The sequence below is a fragment of the Acidovorax sp. SUPP3434 genome, from assembly GCF_030159015.1.
Taxonomy (GTDB): domain Bacteria; phylum Pseudomonadota; class Gammaproteobacteria; order Burkholderiales; family Burkholderiaceae_C; genus Paracidovorax.
In genome coordinates, this window is sequence record NZ_BQXL01000018.1 from 92,180 (window position 1) to 98,444 (window position 6,265).

Sequence of the window (6,265 nt, forward strand, 5' to 3'; positions counted from 1 at the left end):
CGCACAGGCCCCTGCGGTGCGTGGCGCGTCAGGTCAAGGCTGCCGGCCGGTGCCGTCGCTGGCGGTCTCGCGCGTGGCCAGCCACCAGCCGCAGACCAGGCCCGCCACGCCGAGCGCGGCCACGGCGGCCAGCCGGCTGTCGCGGTGATCGCGGTGGCCGCCGTCGATGGCGGTGCCGCGCGACGGCTCGAACAGGTTGCCTTCGGACGCGGGCACTTCGCGCGCGCGCCGCAGCGCCGCATCGGTGAGCCAGCGCATCGCGCGGCCCACGCTGGCCGGCGCCAGCGCATGGGCCAGGCGGCCGGGCAGCGCGGGCGCGCCGAGCCAGGTCACGTCGCGCGGGCGGGTGGACAGGCCCACGATGGCCTCGGCCACGCGGCGCGGGTCCACCATGGGCAGCGGCGGCCGGATGCTGCGGCCCGTGTAGTTGGCGCCGTGCGAGAGGCCCGGCGAATCGACGAAGGTGGGGGCCACGTCGCACACGTGCACGTGGGGCAGGTCGGACACCTCGGCGCGCAGGCTTTCCGACAGCCCACGCAGGCCGAACTTGCTCGCGGTGTAGGCGGCCGCATAGGGCGCGGGCACCCAGCCGCCCATCGAGATAAGGTTGACCAGCGTGCCGCGGCCGCGTTCGCGAAAGTGCGGCAGCACGACGTGCGCGCCGTGCAGGTGGCCCAGCAGGTTGGCCTCCAGCACGCGGCGGTGCGCGGCCACGGGCACGTCTTCGAAACGGCCCACGGCGCCCACGCCGACGCTGTTCACCCACACGTCGATGTGGCCGAAATGGCGCAGCGCCTTGGCCCGCAGGGCCTGCACGGCCTGGGGATCGGTCACGTCGGTGGGCACGCCGATGGCGGTGCCGCCTTCGGCCCGGCAGGCCAGCGCCACCGCCGACAGGGTGCCCGCATCGCGCGAGGCCAGCACGATGCACGCGCCGCGCCGGGCGAAGGCCAGCGCCGTGGCGTGCCCGATGCCGCTGGACGCGCCCGTGATGACGACGACGGTGCGCTCGGGCAGGGGCGCGGCCGGGGCGGGTTCGGCAGACGTTTCGGGATCGGGGGTCGGGGAGCGGGCAAAGAGCATGGGGCCGGGATTCCTTGGGGTCGTCGTTGCTGCGAACGGCGCGGGCGCCTGAATGCAGTGACCCACCCAGACGCGAAGGCGCCGCCTTCCAATGGCCGTTGTATCCCCCGAACGCGGGCCCGGGCGTAGGACGGTGCCGGAAAGGCGGCCGCACGGGCCACCTCACGGGGCAAGGCATGGCGACTCCCGGAGGCCGCCAGCGCAATATCCACTAGGGCATCATGCTACTTATTTAATAGCATTTAGCAGCCGCACGGTGGCAGGCTTTCAGCGCCCCACCACGGACCAGCCGGCACGCTGGTCGGTCTTGTCGTTCTCGTACTCCCACGCCGTGCCGCAGCGGTCGCACTGGTAGCGGGTGATGGTGACGAGGCCGTGGTCGCGCTCTTCCTTGCGGTTGCCGCGCTGCACCAGCTCGGCATGGCCGGGGGCGCGGCGCCAGTTGCGCTGGATGCCGGCGCAGCCATCGCACAGCTCCATCTTCTTCAATTCGCTCTGTCGAGCCGGGTCCTGGGTCATGGGTTTTCTGCCGCGTTGGGGATCGAGGGCGCCCTGGGGGCGAGGGCCGCTACTTTAACCAACGGGGCCCGCAAGGGCCACGGCGCCCGGCCGCGCCGGCTCGCACCAACCGCGCCGGGCTCAGGCCGTCGCCGGCTGCTGCACGCGCAGAAAGCCCCCGGGCGGCGGCCCGCCCGCCGGCGCGGCCAGCTGCACCGTGCGCGCCGGCACGGCGAAGTCCACGCCCAGCGTGGCGAGTTCGCGCATCAGCGACAGGTTGATGCGCTGCTGCAGGTCCATGTACACGTTGTAGGCCGGGTCCAGCACGATGTAGACCACCTCGTACTGCAGCCCGTTCTCGACGAAGCCCTGCAGGTGCGCGCGGTCGAAGCGCGCCTGGCCTTCGGCCTCGATGATGCGGCGCACGGCCTGCGGCACTGCCTCGGCCTGCTCGGCCGTGGTGCCGTAGGGCACGCGGAACTGGAACACGATGCGCCGCTCCTGCAGGTAGCGGTAGTTGTTGATGGTCTGCTTGAGCAGGTCGGTGTTGCTCATCACCACCTGCTCGCCGCCCAGGCTGCGGATGCGCGTGGTCTTGAGGCCGATGCGCTGCACCGTGCCCGCGACGCCGCCCACCACGATGAAATCGCCCGCATCGAACGGCTTGTCCACCGCGATCGCCAGCGAGGCGAACAGATCGCCCAGGATGCTTTGCACCGCCAGCGCCACCGCGATGCCGCCCACCCCCAGGCTGGCCACGAACGCCGTGATGTTCACCCCCAGGTTGGACAGCATGGCCAGCAGCAGCGTGGCCGACGCGCTGAACGGCGCCGCATCGCCCGCGGCGGCCAGGCCGTGGTGCATGCGGTAGCGCGCAATCCCCAGGGCCACCGCGCGCGTGCCCCACAGCCCCACCTGCAGCGCCAGCGCCAGGAACCACAGCTGCCCCACGCGCGCGGCCCAGCGGCCCGGCAGATCGAGCATGCCCACGCCCACCAGCACGGCCGCCACGAACACCAGTAGCCGGCTGGTGCCGGCCAGCAACTCGTACACCACGCCCGCCGTGCGGTGGCTGCCGCCCTGCGCTTCGGCCAGGCGCCGCGCACGCCGCACGGCCACGCCCAGCAGCAGCGACATGGCCAGGTACGCGCCCAGCGCGGCGGCCAGCGCCAGCGCCAGGCTGACCAGGGACAGGCCCCAGAGCGTTTCGGTCTGGAACCACGAGGTGAAGGATGGCGTGTTCATGGAGCTCCTTGAAAAGAAGGACCGGGCCGCGCGCGAGGCGCCGCCGGTGGCATGAAAGGAATGGGGCGGAAGGGGCCGGTGGCCCCTGGCGAGCACGGCGGTGCCGTGCGCAACGGCGCTGCGTGGCCGCGCCGGAAAGCGCCCATCGTAAAAAACGCCGGGCCGGACCGGGGTAGGACCACGCCGCACCTGTCCTGCGGCGCGCCGGGCCCGACGCTCAGAACCTCTCCAACATGGGATGCAAGGCGCGGTGCGCCGCCAATGGCAGGGGCTTGCGTGCAAACGCGGCAACGCGGCAAACCGCCCGGAAAGGCACTGGCCCTGCGGGTAGAAGAGCCATTCCCGAAAAATCGGTGAACACTTTCCTTTCTAAGGTGAGGCCTTGGGCTCGAAGCGCACGACCAGCCCCTTGTCCGTCACCGTGATGCTGCTCGGCTGCATGCCAAGCCCATCCGGCACGGCCAGGTCCTGCGGCCGCAACTGGTGCAGCACCACCTCGCTCAGCGTCTGCTGGGCCAGCTGCGGGCCATAGATGTCGAGCATTTCCGCAGCCTGGGGCTGCAGCCCCTCCAGGCGCAGCGCGTTCACATGCAGCTGGTGCGCGCGGATCGTGCGGTCCGACGGCTCGTAGCGCAGCGCGAAGTCCACATCGAACGCGCCGGCGTAGCGGCGTTGCAGCAGCGGGCCCGAGGCGGTCACGTCCATGTCGGCGTTCAGCCGGTTCTGCTGCGGCAGCAGCCGCAGTCGGGGCGCCTGCACATCCAGGTTCATCAGGCCGCCCAGCGCATAGCGGCGCGGAAACTTCTCGGCCACGGCGCCCTGCATCTGCTCGGCGGAGATCGTGTAGCTCTGCGCCCAGGCCTGGGACGCCACGGCGCAGGCCGCCAGGGCGAGCGCGGCGCAGACGGCCCGGAAAACGCCACGGGGTGCTGCGGAGTGCTTGGAGTGCGCGGGGTGCGGAATCGAACGGAAAGCAACCATCGTGGCGGACACCCTCATGTGCGGAAAAGAAAAGACCGGCAACGGCAGTGACTGACCCCGGGCGGGCCGATCAGTTCCCGGGCGGCGGCGCAAGCGGGCACCGGCCGACCCCATGGCCCTGGCCCGCACGTCAGCCCCACCAGCGTTGCCACCAGGGCGACTGCGGGGCGGTGGCGGCCTCCGCAGCCCCGGCCAGCGGCGCCGGGGCGGAATGGACCTGCGCCGCGCTTGCAGCCTGCGCGCCGGCATGCAGGCGAAGGGCCTGCACCGCATCGTGGCAACGCCATGCGGCCCGCTCGCGGGCCAGGGCCAGGTGCTCCCCGCAAAAATAGGCCAGACCGGGCGCCCGGCTTCCAGGCTCGGGCAGCGCGTGGTTGTCGTGGTCGGCAAAGGCGACCCAGTCGCCGTAGGCGCCCTCGGCCGCATCGTCCAGGGGCTGGCCGCAGATCGCGCAGGTGGCTGGGTTCATGGGTGCGGCTCCGGTGGTGTCATCGCCAAGGCACGGCAGGGCCGTGCGCGGGCTCGGCGGCGGCCCCCACGGCGGCGGCGCGCCTGGGAAGTCCGGCCATTTCGCCCGGTCGACGATTTTGCAGGGCAACCCCCGTGCGCGTGCGCCTGTTTTGTGAAGGTTTGTGAGCCCCGCCCCGCGCGCGCCCTTGCCGCTACCCGCCCGCCATGCGCAGCCGGCGCGCTGCATCCTCGGCCCGCGCATCGTCGATCTCGCGCATCACCGCCTGCAGGTCCACATCCGCATGGCGGCGCTCGTAGCGACCGGTGAGCGGGGTCTCGTTCGTCAACTGGCCGCTCTGGTACAGGGTCCAGATCTCGGGGCCGTATTCGGTGGCCCGCAACTCGGGCGCGAACTGGCCGAAGAAATCGCGCAGGTTGGCCACGTCGCGCAGCAGCATGCGCGGCGCATGGTTGTTGCCCGCCGCATCCACGGCCTGGGGCAGGTCGATGATGACCGGGCCCTCGGCACCTTCATCCGCACCGGCGCCAGGGATGTGGGCGAGCAGGATGTTGAATTCGGACAAGTCCCCGTGCACCACGCCCGCGCACAGCATGCGCACCACCTCGGCGATCAGCGTGGCATGGTGCGCCCGGGCCTGCTCGGGCGTGAACGCCACGTCGTTCAGTCGCGGCGCCGCATCGCCGTGCGCGTCGGTCACCAGCTCCATGAGCAGCACGCCCTCGTGGAAGTTGAACGGCTGCGGCACCCGCACGCCGGCTGCCGCAAGGCGGTAGAGCGCATCGACCTCGGCGCTCTGCCACGCGGCCTCCTGCGCTTGCCGGCCGAACTTGCTGCCCTTGGCCATCGCACGGGCCGAGCGGGAGTTCTTGACCCGGCGGTTCTCGGTGTAGTCCACCGCCTGCCGGAAGCTGCGGTGCGTGGCCTCCTTGTAGATCTTGGCGCAGCGCGTTTCGTCGCCGCAGCGCACCACGTACACCATGGCTTCCTTGCCGCTCATGAGCTGGCGCACCACGGTGTCGATGAGGCCTTCCTCGATGAGGGACTGGAGTCTGGGGGGAGCTTTCATCGGGGCATTTTGCGCGCATGGGATGAATAGCTGCGAGCAAGCCTGAGCAGCTCACAGCATGCGTGCAGTGATGGCATCAGCACCACATACCTCCACATCTAGCGCAATACAGCCGCGTTAACGATTTTTCACGAAAACCATTTCACTTGCGCAGTACATTCCCTCCCCGATACGGGAGGATAAATGCTGAATGTGAATAACGAGGGAATTGTCATTGGCGATGCAAAGATCATTGCCCACAGGGCCATCGGCATCGAGCGTGGCCGAATGGACAAGGTGAACGGCATCATTGTTCATCAGACCAACACCGATAACGAACGCGCTGTGTTCAATAGTTATCGGCAACCCAAAGCAAATGGAGCCCACTTTCTGATCGCTAAAACAGGTGTGATCTACCAGACTGCCTCGCTGCTGTTTGCCACCAACCACGTCGGTCGTTTGAAAGCACGGTGCATCGTGGAAAAAAATTGCGCACCCTCTGAAGTAAAGTTACTCAGCAGTCAGGACTACGAAGGTATCCACAAGACAGAGAAATCAAAGGCAGTACCTGCACGATTCCCTTCGAATACAGACAGCATTGGAATCGAAATTGTGGGCCGCGCTGTGCTGCCTGCAAACAAACCACTTCCTCTCGGGTTGCCGCAGGAAAAGAGAGAGCGGTTCATTAACGATCACTCCATCTACGAAACGCTGACCGGTGCACAGCAGATCGCACTGCAATACCTCGTCGATGAATTGACCCAGACGCTCGTGATCCCTAAAACAGAAATTCATCGACATCCGGATGTGAGCTGGCTTTGTTGCACAAACCCGAAACAGGCCGAGATAACCCCTACCCCAGATGCAGCTACGCCACGGCAGCGGCGGGCACCGTGATCGGGCATCCCAACTGCGTGAAGCGGTTGAGCAGTGCCACACGC

The 6,265-nt window shown here is 68.9% G+C and carries 7 protein-coding genes; 1 reads left to right on the forward strand and 6 read right to left on the reverse strand.

The genetic code is table 11. From position 1 onward, the window contains the following. Positions 1-33: 33 nt before the first annotated feature. The 6 genes from AVKW3434_RS21015 to AVKW3434_RS21040 all read right to left on the reverse strand — a co-directional run bounded on the left by AVKW3434_RS21015 (position 34) and on the right by AVKW3434_RS21040 (position 5,345). Positions 34-1,083 (reverse strand): SDR family oxidoreductase, encoded by a 1,050-nt coding sequence (locus AVKW3434_RS21015; RefSeq protein ID WP_284407370.1) that lies wholly within the window; start codon positions 1,081-1,083, stop codon positions 34-36. A gap of 267 nt (positions 1,084-1,350) precedes the next feature. Continuing rightward, entirely contained in the window at positions 1,351-1,602 is a 252-nt protein-coding gene (locus AVKW3434_RS21020) for a hypothetical protein (RefSeq protein ID WP_272566672.1), read from the reverse strand. Positions 1,603-1,722: 120 nt separating this feature from the next. Beyond that, a complete protein-coding gene (locus tag AVKW3434_RS21025) occupies positions 1,723-2,826 on the reverse strand; it encodes a mechanosensitive ion channel family protein (protein WP_284407371.1) in 1,104 nt (367 codons plus the stop codon). Positions 2,827-3,195: 369 nt separating this feature from the next. Continuing rightward, complete coding sequence (locus AVKW3434_RS21030) at positions 3,196-3,825, reverse strand: DUF1439 domain-containing protein (protein ID WP_284407372.1); 630 nt, start codon at positions 3,823-3,825, stop codon at positions 3,196-3,198. 112 nt (positions 3,826-3,937) lie between these two features. Next, positions 3,938-4,276 (reverse strand): hypothetical protein, encoded by a 339-nt coding sequence (locus AVKW3434_RS21035; protein WP_284407373.1) that lies wholly within the window; start codon positions 4,274-4,276, stop codon positions 3,938-3,940. A 193-nt stretch (positions 4,277-4,469) separates the two neighbouring features. After that, a complete protein-coding gene (locus AVKW3434_RS21040; protein ID WP_284407374.1) occupies positions 4,470-5,345 on the reverse strand; it encodes a PA4780 family RIO1-like protein kinase in 876 nt (291 codons plus the stop codon). A gap of 183 nt (positions 5,346-5,528) precedes the next feature. On the opposite strand from AVKW3434_RS21040, the gene AVKW3434_RS21045 reads away from it, so the two are divergent. Then, positions 5,529-6,221, forward strand: a complete 693-nt coding sequence (locus AVKW3434_RS21045; protein WP_284407375.1) for a peptidoglycan recognition protein family protein — start codon at positions 5,529-5,531, stop codon at positions 6,219-6,221. Positions 6,222-6,265: the final 44 nt, after the last annotated feature.